General features: G+C 71.4%; 19 protein-coding genes and 2 tRNA genes. 13 read left to right on the forward strand and 8 right to left on the reverse strand.

Annotation, left to right across the window (positions count from 1 at the left end):
- Window positions 1-45 precede the first annotated feature (45 nt).
- The 3 genes from AC1QRC_RS15255 to AC1QRC_RS15265 form a co-directional block, all read right to left on the reverse strand.
- Complete coding sequence (locus AC1QRC_RS15255) at window positions 46-1,137, reverse strand: YihY/virulence factor BrkB family protein (RefSeq protein WP_484204119.1); 1,092 nt, start codon at window positions 1,135-1,137, stop codon at window positions 46-48.
- A gap of 173 nt (window positions 1,138-1,310) precedes the next feature.
- Window positions 1,311-1,433 carry a hypothetical protein gene (locus AC1QRC_RS15260; protein ID WP_484204120.1) on the reverse strand — a complete coding sequence of 41 codons (123 nt, stop codon included), beginning with the start codon at window positions 1,431-1,433 and terminating at the stop codon, window positions 1,311-1,313.
- Window positions 1,434-1,743: 310 nt separating this feature from the next.
- Window positions 1,744-1,816 (reverse strand) — tRNA-Lys (locus AC1QRC_RS15265).
- A gap of 68 nt (window positions 1,817-1,884) precedes the next feature.
- On the opposite strand from AC1QRC_RS15265, the gene tdh reads away from it, so the two are divergent.
- Complete coding sequence (tdh, locus tag AC1QRC_RS15270) at window positions 1,885-2,940, forward strand: L-threonine 3-dehydrogenase (RefSeq protein ID WP_484204121.1); 1,056 nt, start codon at window positions 1,885-1,887, stop codon at window positions 2,938-2,940.
- A gap of 10 nt (window positions 2,941-2,950) precedes the next feature.
- Window positions 2,951-4,141, forward strand: a complete 1,191-nt coding sequence (locus AC1QRC_RS15275) for a glycine C-acetyltransferase (RefSeq protein WP_484204122.1) — start codon at window positions 2,951-2,953, stop codon at window positions 4,139-4,141.
- Here the strand turns inward: AC1QRC_RS15275 and AC1QRC_RS15280 are convergent.
- The gene (locus AC1QRC_RS15280) at window positions 4,138-5,334 is read right to left on the reverse strand and encodes a M20 metallopeptidase family protein (RefSeq protein WP_484204123.1); all 1,197 of its coding nucleotides are present in this window, start codon (window positions 5,332-5,334) and stop codon (window positions 4,138-4,140) included. The two genes, AC1QRC_RS15275 and AC1QRC_RS15280, sit on opposite strands and share 4 nt — an antisense overlap.
- A 103-nt stretch (window positions 5,335-5,437) precedes the next feature.
- On the opposite strand from AC1QRC_RS15280, the gene AC1QRC_RS15285 reads away from it, so the two are divergent.
- The 3 genes from AC1QRC_RS15285 to AC1QRC_RS15295 all read left to right on the forward strand — a co-directional run bounded on the left by AC1QRC_RS15285 (window position 5,438) and on the right by AC1QRC_RS15295 (window position 9,228).
- Window positions 5,438-6,865: an APC family permease gene (locus AC1QRC_RS15285; RefSeq protein WP_484204124.1), complete on the forward strand. Its 1,428-nt coding sequence runs from the start codon at window positions 5,438-5,440 to the stop codon at window positions 6,863-6,865.
- 67 nt (window positions 6,866-6,932) lie between these two features.
- Window positions 6,933-8,477 carry an amidohydrolase gene (locus AC1QRC_RS15290; protein ID WP_484204125.1) on the forward strand — a complete coding sequence of 515 codons (1,545 nt, stop codon included), beginning with the start codon at window positions 6,933-6,935 and terminating at the stop codon, window positions 8,475-8,477.
- Window positions 8,478-8,595: 118 nt separating this feature from the next.
- Window positions 8,596-9,228 (forward strand): DUF998 domain-containing protein, encoded by a 633-nt coding sequence (locus AC1QRC_RS15295; protein WP_484204126.1) that lies wholly within the window; start codon window positions 8,596-8,598, stop codon window positions 9,226-9,228.
- A gap of 39 nt (window positions 9,229-9,267) precedes the next feature.
- On the opposite strand, the gene AC1QRC_RS15300 is transcribed toward AC1QRC_RS15295, so the two are convergent.
- Window positions 9,268-9,846 (reverse strand): hypothetical protein, encoded by a 579-nt coding sequence (locus AC1QRC_RS15300; RefSeq protein WP_484204127.1) that lies wholly within the window; start codon window positions 9,844-9,846, stop codon window positions 9,268-9,270.
- Window positions 9,847-9,958: 112 nt separating this feature from the next.
- On the opposite strand from AC1QRC_RS15300, the gene AC1QRC_RS15305 reads away from it, so the two are divergent.
- Entirely contained in the window at window positions 9,959-10,183 is a 225-nt protein-coding gene (locus AC1QRC_RS15305) for a hypothetical protein (protein WP_484204128.1), read from the forward strand.
- 112 nt (window positions 10,184-10,295) lie between these two features.
- Here the strand turns inward: AC1QRC_RS15305 and corA are convergent, their stop codons facing one another.
- The 3 genes from corA to AC1QRC_RS15320 are packed head-to-tail and all read right to left on the reverse strand — an operon-like array spanning window position 10,296 to window position 11,902.
- Window positions 10,296-11,273 (reverse strand): magnesium/cobalt transporter CorA, encoded by a 978-nt coding sequence (gene corA, locus AC1QRC_RS15310; protein WP_484204129.1) that lies wholly within the window; start codon window positions 11,271-11,273, stop codon window positions 10,296-10,298.
- 15 nt (window positions 11,274-11,288) lie between these two features.
- A complete protein-coding gene (locus AC1QRC_RS15315; protein ID WP_484206661.1) occupies window positions 11,289-11,585 on the reverse strand; it encodes a GroES family chaperonin in 297 nt (98 codons plus the stop codon).
- Between the two features lie 38 nt (window positions 11,586-11,623).
- The gene (locus AC1QRC_RS15320; RefSeq protein ID WP_484204130.1) at window positions 11,624-11,902 is read right to left on the reverse strand and encodes a DUF3618 domain-containing protein; all 279 of its coding nucleotides are present in this window, start codon (window positions 11,900-11,902) and stop codon (window positions 11,624-11,626) included.
- A 93-nt stretch (window positions 11,903-11,995) separates the two neighbouring features.
- Here AC1QRC_RS15320 and bcp point away from each other — a divergent pair, with 93 nt between their 5' ends.
- From bcp to AC1QRC_RS15355, 7 genes are all read left to right on the forward strand, one after another.
- Window positions 11,996-12,466: a thioredoxin-dependent thiol peroxidase gene (gene bcp, locus AC1QRC_RS15325; RefSeq protein WP_484204131.1), complete on the forward strand. Its 471-nt coding sequence runs from the start codon at window positions 11,996-11,998 to the stop codon at window positions 12,464-12,466.
- Window positions 12,466-13,479, forward strand: a complete 1,014-nt coding sequence (locus AC1QRC_RS15330; RefSeq protein WP_484204132.1) for an aldo/keto reductase — start codon at window positions 12,466-12,468, stop codon at window positions 13,477-13,479. The genes bcp and AC1QRC_RS15330 overlap by 1 nt, the downstream gene beginning before the upstream one ends.
- A gap of 65 nt (window positions 13,480-13,544) precedes the next feature.
- A tRNA-Leu gene (locus AC1QRC_RS15335) sits at window positions 13,545-13,629 on the forward strand.
- A gap of 115 nt (window positions 13,630-13,744) precedes the next feature.
- On the forward strand, window positions 13,745-14,458 hold the full coding sequence (locus tag AC1QRC_RS15340) for a hypothetical protein (protein ID WP_484204133.1): 714 nt from the start codon (window positions 13,745-13,747) through the stop codon (window positions 14,456-14,458).
- A gap of 20 nt (window positions 14,459-14,478) precedes the next feature.
- The gene (locus tag AC1QRC_RS15345; protein ID WP_484204134.1) at window positions 14,479-16,551 is read left to right on the forward strand and encodes a histidine kinase; all 2,073 of its coding nucleotides are present in this window, start codon (window positions 14,479-14,481) and stop codon (window positions 16,549-16,551) included.
- Window positions 16,548-17,195, forward strand: a complete 648-nt coding sequence (locus AC1QRC_RS15350) for a response regulator (protein WP_484204135.1) — start codon at window positions 16,548-16,550, stop codon at window positions 17,193-17,195. The genes AC1QRC_RS15345 and AC1QRC_RS15350 overlap by 4 nt, the downstream gene beginning before the upstream one ends.
- A 146-nt stretch (window positions 17,196-17,341) precedes the next feature.
- Window positions 17,342-18,046, forward strand: coding sequence for a PepSY domain-containing protein (locus AC1QRC_RS15355; RefSeq protein WP_484204136.1), 705 nt, complete (start codon window positions 17,342-17,344; stop codon window positions 18,044-18,046).
- The last annotated feature ends 14 nt before the right edge of the window (window positions 18,047-18,060 follow it).

Below are 18,060 nucleotides of genomic sequence, written 5' to 3' on the forward strand. Positions count from 1 at the left end.
CTCCGAACCGGACCGGCCGCGGCAGCCGACGACCGGTGGGGTCGGTCAGTCGGTGCGCTTGCGGCGCCCGGCCGACAGCCGGATCCGTCGGTTCTCGGCCAGCTGCTTGGACTGCTTCTCGGCCTTCTTCTCCGCGCCACTGGCGTCACGCAGCGGCAACTGGATCTCGTCCTCGGCCGGCACCCCGGACTGCAGCTGGCCCTCGCGCACCAGCTCGGAGTCGAAGACGGCCCCGAACAGCAGCGCGACGTTGGTCAGCCAGAGCCACAGCAGCATGATGATCACACCGGCCAGGGCGCCGTAGGTGGCGTTGTAGTTGCCGAAGTTGCCGACGTAGAAGCCGAACCCGGCGGTCGCCACGCCCCACACCACGATGGCCAGGACCGCCCCTCCGCTGAGCCAGCGGAACTTCGGGGGCCGCACGTTCGGGGTGCCCCAGTAGAGCAGCGCCACGATGAGCACGACGATGAGGAACATGACCGGCCACTTGGCCCAGTTCCAGACCTGGACGGCCGTGTCGCCCAGCCCGATGACCGAGCCGACGGACCGGGCCAGGTCGCCGGTGAAGACCAGCGACAGCGCCACCAGCACCACCAGCAGCAGCACGACCAGGGTGATCAGCAGCATCCAGGGGCGCAACTTCCAGAACGGCCGCCCCTCCTTGACGCCGTAGATCGTGTTCATCGCCCGGGAGAAGGCGTTGACGTAGTTGGAGGCCGCCCACAGGGCACCGGCGAGACCGATGAACAGGGCCAGGCCTGCGCCGGTCGTGCCCTGCATCTGGGTGATGTAGTCGCTGATCGGCTCAAGCTGCTCCTCGTTGGCCCCCATCTCCAGGAGCACGTCGAGCAGGGCGTCGGTGGTCCTCTGCCCCTGCCCGAGGACACCCAACAGCGAGATCAGCGCCAGCAGCGCCGGGAACATCGACATCACGCTGTAGTAGGTCAGCGCGGCGGCGAGGTCGGTCGCACCGGCGGCGGAGAACTTGCCGATGGTGCGCTTGAAGATCGACCCCCAACTGCGCTTGGGCAGGTCCGTCGGCCCGTCAGGGGTGTCGTCGGTGCGCAACCGAGCCTCGGCGGGGTCCGCCTTGTCGGGGATGTCGGTCGAGTCGGTGCTGCCTTCGGTGGTGCTCACCCTGCTGAGCCTCCTGAATTCGGGACGTGGCCGGGGCCAGTGTGTCAAACACCCCGGGGCCGCGCGATCCGGCGGGCGAGCGGCGCCGACACCGAGCACGTCCCACGACCGCAGAACGCCCCCACCGACAGCACGGTGGGGGCGTTCTGTGAAAGAGCGTGACCGGGGGGCGATTACTTGCCCTCCCAGAAGACGACGTCGGGCTTGTAGCCGGCGGCGTGGGCGGGGGCGGTGCTGACGGCCAGGCCGGCCAGCGCCAGGGTGGCAGCCAGGGCAGCGGTGAGGATGCGACGCATGTGGATTCACCTCCTTTCCAGAGGCATTCGCGGAGTGACCGTCATGGGCCGGCCCATCCTGGTGTTGAGACGTAGCAGAGATTACTGACCAGTTCTTTACGTTATGTAGAGAAACCTGCAGCCTCACCCAGCGATGATGTGGCACAGACTGATTCGCATCTCCACAACAAATGATGAGGCATCCACGGGATGTCTGTCTAGTTGGAAATCTCCATACTGTCGGCCGTTGTGTTGTGGGTTCTCACGGACGGCTTCCGGAAACACAGAAGCCCCCCAACCGGCCGGACCGGTTGAGGGGCTCCTGAGGGAGTGCGCCCACAGGGACTCGAACCCCGAACCCGCTGATTAAGAGTCAGCTGCTCTGCCAATTGAGCTATAGGCGCGCGACGCAGAACTTTAGCACCGGGAGGCCGCGCTGATGAAATCGGAGGCGGTGCGTCAGGATGGGCCCATGCGCGCACTGGTCAAGACCACCGCAGCCCCGGGACTGGAGCTGATCGACGTCCCCGAGCCGACCCCCGGACCCGGCGAGGTGAAGGTGCGGGTGCTCCGTGCCGGGCTGTGCGGCACCGACCTCCACATCGAGGCCTGGGACGACTGGTCCGCCTCCATGCTCAAGCCTCCCCTGGTAATCGGGCACGAGTTCTACGGTGAGATCGTCGAGCTCGGCGAGGGCGTCCCGCAGGGGGACGGCAAGTACGACCTGGCCGTCGGGATGCGGGTCTCCGCCGAGGGGCACGTCATCTGCGGGGTGTGCCGCAACTGCCGCGCCGGCCGCCAGCACATGTGCGTGCAGACCTCCAACCTCGGGGTCAACCGCGACGGTGCGTTCGCCGACTACGTGACCATTCCGCATACGAACGTCTGGGCCCAGCCCGAGGACATCGACCCCGAGCTGGGTGCCGTGTTCGACCCCCTCGGCAACGCGGTGCACACCGCGCTGAGCTTCCCGATGTCCGGGGACGACGTGCTGATCACCGGTGCGGGGCCGATCGGGGTGATGGCGACAGCGATCGCCCGGCACATCGGCGCCCGCTATGTGGTGGTGACCGACGTGTCCGACGAGCGGCTCGAGCTGGCCCTCGCCGCCGGTGCGGACCGGGTGGTCAACGTGGCGCGCGAGCGGGTGCGGCCCGTGCAGGACGACCTCGGGATGGCCGAGGGCTTCGACGTCGGGCTGGAGATGTCCGGCTTCCCGACCGCGCTGGCGGAGATGATCGACAACGCCACCCACGGCGCCAAGATCGCGATGCTCGGGCTGCCCAAGGAGCCGTTCGCGGTCGACTGGGGCCACGTCATCACGCACATGCTGACCATCAAGGGCATCTACGGCCGGGAGATGTACGACACCTGGTACCGGATGACCTTCATGCTGCAGACCTCCGAGGTGCTGCGCGAGCGGATCCGGTCGGTGATCACCCACCGGTTCCCGGCGGAGCAGTGGGAGGATGCGTTCGCGACCGCGCGGGCGGGGCAGTGCGGCAAAGTGATCATGGACTGGAGCTGAGGAGACACACATGTATGCCGTGAAGCAGGCTCTCGCGGATGAGCTGCGGGAGATCCGGGAGGCCGGGCTCTACAAGGTGGAGCGCGAGCTCACCTCGCCGCAGTCCGCCCACGTCACGACCGGGTCGGGCACCGCGCTGAACTTCTGCGCCAACAACTACCTGGGCCTGGCCGACCACCCCGACGTGCTGGAGGCCGCCCGCGGGGCGCTGGACGAGTGGGGCTTCGGGATGGCCTCGGTGCGGTTCATCTGCGGCACCCAGTCCCAGCACCGCGACCTGGAGAAGGCGATCGCGGACTTCAGCGGCACCGAGGACGCGATCCTCTTCCCGTCCTGCTTCGACGCCAACGGCGGCGTGTTCGAGGTGCTCTTCGGCGCCGAGGACGCGATCATCTCCGACGAGCTGAACCACGCCTCGATCATCGATGGGGTCCGGCTGAGCAAGGCCCGGCGCTTCCGGTTCCGCAACCGGGACATGGACGACCTGCGGGCCCAGCTCGAGGCGGCCAGGGACGGCGGCGCCCGGCGCACCGTGGTGGTGACCGACGGGGTCTTCTCGATGGACGGCTACTACGCGCCGCTGGAGGAGATCTGCGACCTCGCCGAGGAGTTCGACGCCCTCGTGATGGTCGATGACTCCCACGCCGTCGGCTTCGTCGGTGAGAAGGGCCGCGGCACGCACGAGCACTGCGGCGTGCTGGACCGTGTCGACATTGTGACCGGCACCCTCGGCAAGGCCCTCGGTGGTGGCAGCGGCGGCTATGTCGCCGCCCACGCCGAGATCGTCGAGCTGCTCAAGCAGCGCGCCCGGCCCTACCTGTTCTCCAACGCGGTCGCCCCGGCGATCGTCGCCGGCTCGCTGAAGGCCCTGGAGATCGCCCGCGACTCCGACGAGCCGCGCCAGGTGCTGCAGCGCAACACCGAGCTGTTCCGCTCCCTGATGACTGAGGCCGGCTTCGAGCTGCTCCCCGGCTCGCACCCGATCACGCCGGTGATGTTCCCCGGCGAGGACGGCGCCCGGAAGGCCGCCGAGATCGCCGACGCCATGCTGGCCCACGGCGTCTACGTCATCGCCTTCTCCTACCCGGTCGTGCCCAAGGGCAAGGCCCGGATCAGGGTGCAGCTGTCGGCCGCGCACTCCGAGGAGGACGTGCGGGCCTGCGTGGACGCCTTCGTCGCCGCTCGCGACCAGGTCGGTTAGCCAGCGCCCCCACCGGGCGCGAGGCGCCGCAGGGCCAGACGCGCCAGGGCAGCTGCCTGGTCGCCGAGGAAGGCGTCGTCGAAGAGCACCTCCGGGGAGTGGTTCATCGCGGCCGTGGCGGGATCGACCCCGGGCGGGCTGGTGTGGAGGAAGAAGAACGCACCCGGCACCTCCTCCAGGACGAAGGAGAAGTCCTCCGACCCCATCAGCGGGTCGGCCGCCTGGACCACCCGCTCCGCACCGAACTCCGCGCGCAACTCCTCCCCCACCCAGACAGCCTCGTCCGGGTCGCTGACTGTCACCGGGTACGCCACCCGGAACTCCACCTCCGCCGTGCAGCCGTGGGCGGCCGCGATGCCCTCGGCGAGCTCCCGCGTCGCCTCCCGCAGGGCGTCGACACTCGCGTGGGAGAGGGTGCGCACCGTGGCGCCCAGCGAGGCCGTCTCCGGTATGACGTTCACCGCCTCGCCCGCCGACAGTTGCGTGATGGTCAGCACGACCGGGTCGAAGACACTGAACCGCCGGGTCACCATCGTCTGCAGGTCGCCGGCGATGGAGATGAGGGCAGCCACGGGGTCGACCGCAGTGTGCGGCATCGACCCGTGGCCACCCCGGCCGGTGACGGTGATGTGCAGCACGTTGGATCCCGCGAGCGACGGGCCGGGCCGATACTCAAAGACCCCCGGCGGGCCGGGCAGGACGTGGACCGCGTAGGCCGCGACCGGCTTCTCACCGGAGGCCTCGAGAAGGCCCTCCTCGAGCATCACCTTCGCCCCCGCATACCCCTCCTCGCCGGGTTGGAACATGAAGACGACCGACCCCGCGAGCTCCTCCCGTTGGGCGCTCAGCAGCCGGGCGGCGCCGACCAGGCCCGCGGTGTGGAGGTCGTGGCCGCAGGCGTGCATGGTGCCGGTCGTCGCCGCGAAGTCGAGCCCCGTCGTCTCGGTCACCGGGAGGCCGTCCATGTCGCCTCGCAGCAGGACCGTCGGGCCGGGTCGGCCGCCGCGCAGCACCGCGACGACCGACGTCGTGGCGGTGCCCGTGGTGATCTCCAGCGGCAGCCCCTCAAGCGACTCCAGCACGATCGCCTGCGTCTGCGGCAGGTCCAGCCCCACCTCGGGGCACTGGTGGAGGCGGCGGCGCAGCGCCACCAGGTCGGGAAGCAGGTCGCGGGCCTGCGCGGAGAGCGTCATGCACCCGATGCTAGGACCCGCCACGATTCCCGGCCTGGGGGTGGCCTCGTTGCTATCGTCGACAGGTCGCCCACCCGCGCGACACGCTGAGGCAGGAGTCACCATGGCCGAGCACGGCACGCAGGACGTCTCGTTCGTCCGGACGCTGAGCAACGTGGACACCATCGCCATCGGGTTCGGAGCCATGATCGGCTTCGGCTGGGTGGTCCTCACCGGCGGGTGGCTGGAGTCGGCCGGCACCCTGGGGGCCTCGCTGGCCTTCGTGGTCGGCGGCTTCATCATGGTGCTCGTCGGCCTGACCTACTCCGAGCTGGTGTCCGCGATGCCGGTCGCCGGCGGCGAGCACAACTACGTGATGCGCGGCATGGGTGCCCGCTGGGCGTTCGTGTGCTCGTGGGCGATCACGGGGGGCTACATCACGATCGTGGCGTTTGAGGCGGTCGCGCTCCCCCGCACCGCGCTCTACCTCTTCCCCGACCTCAACCAGGTCCGGTTGTGGAGCGTCGCGGGCTCCGACGTCTACCTCACCTGGGCGCTCGTCGGCGTCGTCGCCGCGGTGGTGCTGACCTGGCTGAACATCCGCGGCATCAAGCCCGCCAGCGTGGCCCAGACCTTCACCGTGCTGTTCCTCCTCGCCGTCGGGGCGCTGCTGCTGCTCGGGTCGTTCGTCGGGGGCTCCGTGAGCAACATGGAGCCGCTGTTCGAGGGTGGGGTCAGCGGCTTCATCGCGGTGCTGGTGGTGGTCCCGTTCCTGTTCGTCGGATTCGACGTCATCCCGCAGTCCGCCGAGGAGGTGAACATCCCGTTCCGCAAGATCGGCCAGCTCGTCATCATCTCGGTGGCGATGGCGGCTCTCTGGTACATCCTGGTCGTCGTCACCGCCGACAGCGCCATGGACCGCTCCGACCTCGCCGCGGCCGACCTGGCCACGGCCGACGCGATGACCGCCCTGTGGGGCCACGACTTCTTCGGCACCGTCCTGGTCGCCGGCGGCATCGCCGGGATCCTCACCTCGTGGAACGCCTTCCTCATCGGGGCGTCCCGGCTGATGTACGCCATGGGCCAGTCCGGCATGCTCCCGCGGGCCTTCGGCCGATTGCACCCGCGCTACCGCACCCCCACCAACGCCCTGCTGTTCATCGGTGCGCTGTCGGTCCTGGCGCCCTGGTTCGGGGAGTCGATGCTGGTCTGGCTGGTGGACTCCGGCGCCCCCAGCATCGTGATCGCCTACTTCCTGGTCGCCGTCACCTTCCTCGTCCTGCGCCGCCGTGAGCCTGCCATGGAGCGCCCCTTCACGGTCGGCGGCCGGTCCGGGCTGGGACCTGTCGTAGGCGTCTGCGCGGCGGTGCTGACCCTCGGCCTGCTCTCGCTCTATATGCCTGGGATGCCCGCGGCCCTCACCACCCAGCCGTGGATCCTGTTCGGCCTGTGGTGGGTGCTCGGCCTCGTCTTCTGGTTGCGCGTCCCCCGCGGCATCGGACCGGGCGCCGACGCCGAGGAGCGTCTGCTGGAGGCACTGGCCCGGCGTTGAGCGACGCTCCGGCGTGTCCCGCCAGGGTGCGCGGCACGCGCGGCGGGACGAGTGAGACCGTGTCCCCATGAGCGCTGCCCCGATCCTGCTGCGCAACGCGCGGCTCGTGCCCGTCGGCCCGCAGACGACCTCGCCCCAGGGCGACGGCGGGCCCACCGACGTGCTCCTCGCCGGGGGCCGGGTCGCCGCGGTCGGGGGTGCCGCAACCGCCGACGGTATGCCGTCAGCCGCCGACGTCCTGGACCTGGCCGGCCGGTGGGTGGTCCCGGGGCTGTGGGACCAGCACGTGCACCTGTCGTCCTGGGCCCAGGCGCGGCAGCGCATCGACGTCAGCGGCAGCGTGCGACCGCAGGACGTGGTCGCCCGGATCGCCGCCCACGTCGACGCCCTGCCCGGGGACGAACGACCCTTTGCGGTCACCGGCTGGGGCTACCGGTCTGCCGGCTGGGACGAGCTGCCGTCGGTGGCCGAGCTGGACGCCGTGAGCCGCGGGCTTCCCGTCGTCATCTACTCCGGCGACGGCCACAGCGGGTGGCTGAACTCGGCCGCCCAGCAGTTGCTCGGGCTGGAGCGGACCGAGACCGCGCTGGACGAGGACGCGTGGTTTGCGGCGTTCACCCGGTTCACGGCGCTGCCGGAGGTCGCGGCCGAGGCGGAGCAGGGACTGGGCGTCGCCGTGCGCGACGCCGCCAGCCGCGGCATCGTGGGGCTGGTCGACCTGGAGTTCGACTCCTCCTTCGGGTTCTGGCCCGCCCGGGTGGCGCGCGGGGTCGACGAGCTCCAGGTGCGCACCGCCGTCTACCCCGACCGGCTCGAGGACCTGATCGCCCTGGGACGCCAGACCGGGGACTCCTTCGATGCCACCGGGGACCTGGTGCGCATGGGCCCGTTGAAGGTGATCACCGACGGCTCGCTGGGCACCCGCACCGCACACTGCTGCGACCCGTACCCGGCCACGCTGCAGGGCGACTCCCCCCACGGCAAGCAGAACGTGCCCGGCCCCGAGCTGGAGGACTTGCTCCGCACGGCCACCGGGCACCTCCTGGACGTCGCCGTCCACGCCATCGGCGACGCCGCGATCGAGATCGCCCTGGACGCCTTCCAGGCCACCGGCGCCCGGGGCTCGATCGAGCACGCCCAGCTCACCACTCCGGCGCAGATCACCCGGATGGCGGCACTCGGCATACGGGCCAGCGTGCAGCCCGCGCACCTGCTCGACGACCGCGACCTCATCGCCCGGTGCTGGCCCGGGCGGGAGGAACGGTGCTTCGCGTTCCGCTCGATGCTCGACGCGGGCATCCGGCTGGTGCTCGGCTCGGACGCCCCGGTCGCGCCGCTGGACCCGTGGCTCGCGATGGCTGCCGCGGTGCACCGGTCGGCCGACGAACGCGAGCCGTGGGTGCCCGAGCAGGCGATTAGCGTCGCCGAGGCGTTGGCGGCCAGCACCGACGGGGTGGGCACCGTGTCGGCGGGGCAGCGGGCCGACCTGGCGGTGCTGGACCACGACCCGCTCGAGGTGGCCGACGACACTGCCGAGGCGGGGCGTCGGCTGCGGGCGATGACGGTGGCCCTGACCGTGAACGGGGGGCGGGTCACCCACACGGCGCTCTGATGCCCGCCCCGCGTGGGCGCATCGGGCTGGCGCGTCGGGCGGGCGCGTCGGGTGGCGCGTCGGGCACGTCGGGCTGGCGGGTCTGGTCCGCGGGGCACGTCACTGGCTACCGTGGGTCATGACCACGGACCCGGAGCCCCGCCGCAGTGCCCTCGTCGGCCCGGCCGCCGTGGTCGCCATCGCCGCCTCGGTCACGGACCTAGCGATCCTTGCCGCCTTCCACCTCCTGCAGCCGGACGTCGACCCACTCACCTCCCCCACCAGCTCCTACGTCCACGGGACCGCCGGGTTCGCCTCCCACGTCGGGACACTCGCCGCGGGCGTGGGGGCGCTGGCCCTGGCCGTGGCGCTCGGCCCGTTCCGGAGCAGCCGGCGTGATCTCGCCGGGCTCGGGCTGCTCGTGATCTTCGGGCTGGCCAAGGTGGCGCAGGCCTTCTTCCCGATCGACCCGGAGGGAGTGACGACCGGCGCCGGCACGGCCCACAACCTGCTGGGCAACCTGGCGTTCTTCACACTGCCGGTCGCCGCGGTGCTCCTCGGGCGTCTGGTCTCCCGGGTCTCCCGGCGCAGCGCCGCGGGACCGCTGGGGTGGATCCTCGTCGTCACGACCGTCGGGGTGTTGCTGGGCGATGCCGCCGGCGTCTTCGGGCTCGCCCAGCGGGTCTATCTGGTCACGGCCGCGGTGTGGGTCGCCGCGGTGGCGCTGGTGGTGGCCGTCAGGGTTGCTCCCGCCGCGAGGGGTCGCGGCTGAGGTCGCGCCGATGCCCGCGGGCGTCGGGCGTCCGCGGTGTCATCCGCGACGACGACGGGCGCCGCGCTCCCACCAACCGGTCGGAGCCTCCTCGCGCAGCCGCGCTGCGGTGTTCTCGACATTCCCCAGATTGCAGAACTTCCACAACTCCTTGGCTGCGCGCCTGTACTGGAACACGACCTCGTCGACCTCGAAGGCATCCAGCTCACCGGCGCGGTGCCGGTCGATGGCCTCACCGACGTGGGCGACGAGGACGTCCAGTTGCGCCTCGTGGTAGGCGGCGACCTCCTGCCGAGCTGCTCGCCGTGCGGCCTTGTCCGACATGACGGCGAATGTATCGCGACACCGGGTCATCGGCACGCGTAGAATGGAGAAGCACCCTCGGCCCGCGCCGAGGGTTTTTTCATGCACGCACCTGTTCTCGGCCAGCTCTTCCACCGACCCGCCACGAGCGTCCGCGGCGGCACGATCCTCCCGCTGAACCTTCTGGCGCAGCAGTACCCCGACCTCTACGCCCAACACCGGTCCCGACACCCGGTCGACCCGGCGCTGTCGGAGCAGCCGGTCGAGCCCCTCGGCTGCCGCTGGGGTGACGTCGTCTTCTTCTCCCCGGTGCATCCGGCGCCGCTGTTCGCCGCACTCCGCCGCTCGGGCCGGACGGTGCCCGATAGCCCGCCCCTGGGTGCTACCCGCGGCCCGGCTCGACCCACGCCGCACCGTGATCCGCCTGATGCGCGCCGGCCCCGAGGGACACGCGCCGCATCCGGCAGGCCCGGACGACTACCTGCCCTTCACCACCGCCTCCCTCCGCGCGGTGGACCGGGTGACCGTCGACGCCGTCCAGAGGCTGGAGGCCCTGGGACCAGACGATCCGTGGCTCCCGTGGGTGGACGTCCCTCACGTGCTCCACCGCGGCAGTGTGCCCGTCCGCTGGTTCAGCGAACGTCCCCGGTGAGACCGCCAGACGACGCGTCCGGTGCCCCGAAAAGCCGCCAGACGACACGTCCGGTGCCCCAGGAGACCGCCAGACGAGGCGTCCGGTCGAGAGGGGGGCAGGGGCCGGGGGGTTAGAGCCAGCCGGAGCGGCGGAAGGCGCGGTAGAGCAGCACGCACACCAGCACCATGAAGCCGATGACGAGGGGGTAGCCGAAGGTCCAGTGCAACTCGGGCATGACATCGAAGTTCATGCCGTAGATGCCGGCCACCATGGTGGGAACGGCGGCCATCGCCACCCAGGCGGAGATCTTGCGCATGTCGGCGTTCTGCTGGACCGAGACCTGGGCCAGGTGGGCGTTGAGGACGTCGGTGAGCAGCCGGTCGTAGGAGTCGATGTGGTCGGTGACGCGGATCAGGTGGTCTGCGACGTCACGGAAGCGCAACTTGAGCTCCGGGGAGTCCAGCGGGCCGGTCTCCTCGTGCAGCCAGGTGACGGGGCGCACCAGCGGCTGGGCGGCCCGGCGGAACTCCAACACCTCCCGCTTGAGCCGGTAGATGGTGGCAGAGTCGGTGTTGCCCGCCCCGGCGAACACCGCCTCCTCGATCTCGTCCAGGTCGCGCTGCACCTCCTCGTCGACCGCGAGGTAGGTGTCGACGACGGTGTCCAGGATGGCGTGGAAGACGCCCCACGCGCCGAACTCGGCCATCGGGGCCGGGTCGGCCTCGAGCCGGCGGCGGACCCCGACCAGCTCGGCGGCCTCCCCGCGCCGCACCGTCACCACGAACCGATGACCGACGAAGATCATCAGCTCGCCGGTCTCGATGTCGGAGGTCTCGTCGAGGTAGCGGATGGTGCGCAACGCCGCAAACATCGTGTCGCCGTAGCGTTCCATCTTGACCCGCTGCGCCCCGTTCACCGCGTCCTCCACGGCGAGGGGGTGCAGCTCCAGCGCCTCACGGACCTGACCGAACTCCTCGTCGGTGGGGTCCTTCAGGCCGATCCAGATGAAGTCCTGCCCCGCCTCGCCCCGCACCCGGGCGAGCTCGGCGGACAGGTCGGTGCACGGCAGCCGCCGGCCCTCGGCATACACCGCCTGGTCGACGATCACGGCGTGGTCACCGGCTCACAGGTAGAGGCCGGTCCGGCCGTCCTGCACACGTTCGGCAGCCACGGCGTGCAGGTCCTTCTCCCGGAGCAGGATGTACTCCTTGGTGCCCAGCTCGACCTGGGCCGGGTCCTGCGGGTCGAACAGCACCCGGTCCCCCACCTCGACCTGTCGCACGTTCTGGCCGGTGGCCACCACCCGCGCCCACTCCAGGCGCCGGCCCACGCTCGCCGTCGCGGGGATGACGATGCCGCCCCCGGAGCGACGCTCGCCCTGCTGCCCCTCGAGCGAGACGAGCACCCGGTCGTGCAGCATCCGGATGGGCAGCTTGCCGGGATCGCCCACGGCGCCGGTCAGTTCTTGTAGAAGGCGCGGCGTGCCGCCCCCAGCACGATCGCCAGGCCGGCGACGCTGCCCAGCACTAGGGCGATGCGGTCGTATCTGGGCTCGCCCCCGGGGGTGAACACTGCGTCGTTCGCCTTGGCCTTCAGCGCGACCACCTGGCGGCGCTTGAGCTCGGCCGGGCTCACCCGGAACACGAGCTCGTCGACGGTGCGGGCGAGCCGGTCGCGGTTCGCGGCCAGCTCGGCCTCGATCTCCTTCATGGAGCGAGTCGACTTCTTGTCGGCCATGTGGCTCCCTTTCCAACGGTCGGTGACACAGGTCCTTACGCTGCCTGAGACGATAACGCAGAACACCCGCCGATCACCCAACGGAGGACACCCATGACCCGTCTCGAACAAGGCACCCCGGCCCCGACCTGGACGCTGCCGGATGCCGACGGCAACAAGGTCTCGCTCACCGACTTCGCGGGACGCAAGCTCATCATCTTCTGCTACCCCGCGGCGATGACCCCCGGGTGCACCACGGAGGCCTGCGACTTCCGGGACAACCTGGGCGTGCTGCAGGACGCCGGGTATGCCGTGGTGGGCCTCTCCCCCGACTCGCCGGACAAACTGGCGGCGTTCCGCGACAAGGAGTCGCTGACCTACCCGCTGCTCTCGGACGAGGACAAGTCGGTGCTGACCTCCTACGGCGCGTACGGCGAGAAGAAGCTCTACGGCAAGACCGTCACCGGTGTCATCCGGTCGACCTTCGTGGTCGACGAGCAGGGCGCCATCGAGCTGGCGCGCTACAACGTCAAGGCCACCGGGCACGTCGCCTCGCTGGCCAAGGCGCTCGGGGTCGCCGCCTGATGCGTCAGGCCACCCTCGGGGACGGCCTGCAGGTCAGCGCGATCGGCTTCGGCGGGATGGCGCTGAGCCACGTCTACGGCGGGATCGCGCCGGAGGAGGCGCTGGCGACCCTCCACGAGGCCGTCGACTCCGGCCTGACCTTCCTCGACACCGCCGACGTCTACGGGGAGGCCCCGCAGGGGGCGTCCGGCCCGGCCGGCACCAATGAGGAGCTGATCGGTCGCCTGTTGCGGGACCGGCGCGAGGAGGTCCAGCTGGCGACCAAGTTCGGCATCGTGAACTCCGCCGAGCGGCAGACCCGGGGCGACGCGGAGTACGTCCGCTCCGCCTGCGAGGCGAGCCTGCGCCGGCTCAAGGTCGACACCATCGACCTGTACTACATGCATCGGCGCGAGCTGACCCGCCCGATCGAGGAGACCGTCGCGGCGATGGCCGAGCTGGTCGCCGACGGGAAGGTCCGCCACCTGGGTCTGTCGGAGGTCACCGCCGAGGAGCTGCGCGCCGCCCAGGCGGTGCACCCGATCGCGGCCGTGCAGAGCGAGTGGAGCCTGTGGTCGCGGGACGTGGAGCGGTATGTCGTGCCCGCGGCGGTGGAGCTCGAGGTCGGCTTCGTGCCGTACTCACCGCTGGGCCGGGGCTTCCTGACCGGCACCCTCACCGAGGACGACGTCAAGGGGTCCATGCGGGAGGGCCAGGAGCGGTTCTCCGCCGAGAACTTCCAGGCGAACCAGCAGGTGGTCGACGTCGCCAAGGGGGTCGCCGAGGAGGTCCAGGCCACCGCCGCACAGGTGGCCCTGGCCTGGTTGCTGGCCAAGGGTCAGCAGTTCGGGTTGGGCGTCGCGCCGATCCCCGGGACCCGCAGCAGCGAGCGCGTCCGGGAGAACGCCGCCGCGGCCGACCTCAGCCTCTCCTCCGACCAGCTCGCCCGGCTGGACACGGCGGCGGACCTGGTCGTCGGAGGGCGCAACATCGCACGCGGCCAGCCGCAGTGGGTCTCCTCCGGCCGGGAGTGACCTCCCGCCGCCTCCCGCCCTGCGCGCGGTAGGCCCGGCCCCGGGGACATACCATCGTCTCCGACGCGCTCGTGGTGGAACTGGCAGACACGCAGGATTTAGGTTCCTGTGCCTTCGGGTGTGCGGGTTCAAGTCCCGCCGAGCGCACCAACGCGGGGGGGACGGCGCCGGGACATGGTGTGCCCACCTGTCCCTCCCCCGCGGGACAAACTGCCCGCCACAGTCGAGTCATCGCACCACACCACCCCACGAGGAGAACCCCGCGATGACCACTGTCACCACCACCCACACCGTCCGATCGGACGTCCCTTCCACCCCATCCAGCCAGCCGACGGGTCCCTCCCGTCGCTGGAGCGTCGCCGGGATCGGCGCGGGCCTGGCCGGCGTCGCGACCATGGTCACCAGTGCCATGATCAGCGCCGTCTACGACCGCGACCTCATCGGAGACCCGGAGGGCGTCGTCGCCCAGCTGAGCACCCAGGCCCCCTGGATGTTCGCCTTCCACACCGTCGCCCTGGTCGGCGCCGTGTTGATGGTCGTGTTCGCGGCCGGACTGCACCGGCGCCTCGCGAGCGCCCTGCCGGCGGGCAGCACGCTGCCCCTGGTGGCCTTCGCCGGCCTGCTGGGCACCGCCGTCGTCTCGGTGCTCGGCACCGGGCTGGACACCGAGTTCATGATGTCGCTGGCCTCCCGTGACGGGCTGGTCCTGCCGGAGAGCGCCGTGCTGTTCAACCACTGGGTCGGCACCATCCCCTGGGTCTGGGTGCTGGCGGGCCTGTCCGGCCTCAGCATGCACGTCGCCGCCCGTGCCGGCGCCGTGCCCCGGTGGATGGGTCGCGCCGGCCTGGTGCTCGGGGGCCTGACACTGCTGATCGGCATCTCACCGCTGCAGTACATGGCGATCCTGACGGGCTCGCTGTGGCTGCTCACCACCGCCATCGGCTTCACCGTCGGCGACAAGAGCCACCGCGCGGGCTGAGAGAGTGGAAGAGTAGCCACGTGCTCACCGACCTCCCCGCGGGGCCGGCCAAGGCCCAGCGGGCCGCGGCCGGCCCCGTGCTGGTCGTCATGGGAGTCCTGGGCGTCGCCACGGCGGCGATCCTGGCGGTCACGGTCGGGATCGACCTGGCCACCGACGCCTCCGGCCCGGGTGCCCGTCTGGCCCCGGGCTGGGGCTGGCCCTACGCCCTGCTCGGCCCGCTGCTCGTCACGCTGGCGACCACGATCCTGGTGCGTGACCCTCGCCAGGGCTTCGGCTGGGCGCTGGCCTGGCTCGGCTGCTTCTGGGCGCTCGACGGGTTGGCGCAGTCCTGGGTGCGCCACGGCATACGTCCTGACGACGCCCTCCCGCTGGTCAACCTCGCGCTCTGGATCCTCAACCGGGTGGGCGCGTTCTTGCCGCTGACGGTCGCGCTCCTGCTCATGCTCTTCCCCACGGGTCGGTTCCTGCCGGGCCCGTGGCGCGCGGTCTGCCGGGCGGCGACCCTGGCGATGCTGCTCGCCGGGGTCGTGGTCCTCCTCGCCCCCGCGCGGAACCTGCCGCAGGTGAGTCTGCCGCCCGGTGTCGACGTCGATCTCGGTGCCGTGCTGCCCCCATCCGTGGCGGACCTGGCCCAGCCGGCCACCGTGCTCGCCTCGGTCGCCGGGCTGCTGGTTGCGATGACGACGGTCGTCGTGCGCTACCGCCGCTCCGCAGGGCTGGAGCGCAAGCGGATGCGGTGGCTGCTCTGGTCGGTGCTGGCGATGGCGATCCTCCTGGCGGTCACCTACCTCGTCCAGGTGCGCACCCTGCAGGACCTGGCCGTGTTCCTCGTCATGGCGCTGCCGGCGGCCGCGCTCACCATCGGCATCGTCGACCCCGGCCTCGTCTCGATCGAGGACCTGCTCGGCCGGACCCTGCTGCTGGCCGGGCTCGGTGCCATCGTGCTGGCGGTCGACCTCGCGGGCCTGTGGCTGCTGACGACCGTGCTCGGCGAGCGCCTCGACCAGCGCCAGGTCGTGGTCGCGGTCCTGTTGCTCAGCGCGCTGGTCTACGCGCCGCTGCGGCACCGGCTGGCGACCTGGGTGCGGCGCCTCGTGCTCGGGACCGACCGGTACGACGCGGTGTCGGGACTGGCAGCCACGCTGGAGTCCACGCGGGAGGGTGGCGACCAGTTGGCGGCGGTGGCGCGCGCGGTCGCGCAGGCGTTCCGGGTGTCGTTCGTCAGCGTCGAGGTCAACCGGGCCGCGGGCGAGCGGCTCGTCGCCTCCTGGGGGCGCCGGCCGGCAGAGACCAGGGCGCTGCCGATCTCCTACCGCGGCGAGCCGGTGGGCCGCCTCGTGCTCCCCGCGCGCGGTCTGCGCAGCCGGCTGTCGCGGCGGGACGAGGAGCTGCTCGGCGACCTCGTCCGGCAGGCCGCCACGGCCGCCCGCAGCAGCCGACTCGCCCAGGAGCTGCAGACCAGCAGGGAACGCCTGGTCCTGGCCCGGGAGGAGGAGCGGCGGCGGATCCGTCGCGACCTGCACGACGGCCTCGGCCCTGCCCTCGGTGGCGTCGTGCTCCAGCTGGAGTCCGCCCGGCTGATGCTGGACCGCGACCCCGAGCAGGCGAAGGACCAGCTCCGCACCACCGCCACCCACGTGCAGGACGTGGTGGCCGACGTGCGCCGGCTCGTGCACGAGCTGCGGCCCCCCGCGCTCGATGACCGGGGCCTGGTCGGTGCCCTGCGGCAACAGGCCGATCAGGTCTCCTCCTCCCCGGGCGGGCCGCGGACCACCGTCTCCGCCACCCACCTGGGCGAGCTGCCCGCGGCCGTGGAGGTGGCGGCATACCGGATCGTGGGCGAAGCCCTCACCAACGTGACCCGGCACGCGCGAGCGACCCGGTGCGAGGTGGACCTGGCCGTGGACGGTGGGAACCTCGTGCTCAGCGTGCGCGACGACGGCGTGGGCGTGCCGCCCGACGCCGAGACCGGTGTCGGGCTGCTGTCGCTGCACGAACGCGCCGCCGAGCTCAGTGGCCACGCCGAGATCTCCTGCCCACCCGACGGCGGCACCCTGGTGCGGGCCGTCCTGCCCCTGGAGGACCGATGACGCGGGTTGTCGTGGTCGATGACCACCGGATCGTGCGGGAGGGACTGGTCGCGTTGCTGGGTGCGCTCGAAGGGATCGAGGTGGCTGGCGCCGCTGCCGATGGCCAGGAAGCGGTGACGCTGGTGGCGCAGACCCTGCCCGACGTGGTCATCATGGACATCCAGATGCCGCGGCTGGACGGGATCGAGGCCACCCGCTTCGTCACCGGGCGCCACCCCGGTGTCCGGGTGGTGATGCTGACCATGACCGAGGACGACGACACCATCCTGGCCGCGGTGCGGGCCGGCGCCAGCGGCTACCTGCTCAAGGGCGCCGGCGCTGCCGAGGTGGAGCACGCGGTGCGCGCGGCGGCCACGGGCGGGATGGTCTTCGGCGCCTCGCTCGCCGCCCGGGTGGCCCAGCTCTTCACCCAACTGGGCGGGTCGACGAAACCGGAGCAGGTCCCGTTCCCGGAGTTGACGGACCGGGAGCGCACGGTGCTGGACCGGCTCGCGGCAGGGCGCACCAACGACGCGATCGCGGCGGAGCTGTATGTCTCTGGCAAGACGGTGCGCAACACCGTCTCCTCGATCTACGCCAAGCTCCACACCGGCGGCCGGGCGGAGGCGATTGCGCGGGCCCGCGACGCCGGCCTCGGCCGATAGCCGGCCGCACACCGCACGCTGGGGAGGTCGGGCGGCGGGCCGGATCCCGCACGCGCGATGAGACCACGTTGAAAGGTCCATGAGACTTCATTCAGAAAGGCCCTTTCGGTTTGGCAGGCGGCGTTTGTGCTGGTCACACTGGATGCATGAGGACTTCACGCATCACCACCGCCGCCCTGACCGGATTGCTCGCCCTGTCCCTCGCCGCCTGCGGCAGCAGCAGCGATGACACCGACACCTCCCCCGGGGTGAGCGCCCCCGCCGGCCCCACCCAGGAGGATGAGGAGACCAGCGCCGAGGACGACGCCACCGACGACGCAGGCGCGACCGACGACGGCGCCGACGACACCACGAGCGACGACGCGGCCGGCACGGACGACGCAGGCGCGACCGACGACGAAGCCGCTGGCACCGGCGGCGCCGAGGGTGGGGGCTCGGCCGACGAGCAGCTGGCGCTGCTGGAGGCCCTGATCGCCCTCGCCGAGGACGAGGCCGGCGGCACGGCATACGAGATCGACGACGTGGACGACGACGGGTCCTGGGAGATCGACGTCGCGGTCGACAACCGCAGCGTCGAGGTCACCGTGAGCCGCGAGGGCCAGGTGATCGACACCGAGGACGACGACCTGGACGACGACGACCGCAACGCGCTGGACGCCGCGCAGATCACCATGCTTGACGCCGCCACCACCGCCCTGGCCGAGGTCGATGGGGTCCTGGACGACATCGAGCTCGACGAGGAGGACGGCACCTTCGCCTGGGAGGTGACGATCGACACCGACGACGAGGACGACGTCGAGGTCTACGTCGACGTCGTCTCCGGCGAGGTCATCAAGGTCGACCGCGACTGAGACTGACCGACCTG

It is taken from the genome of Ornithinicoccus sp. (assembly GCF_057176825.1).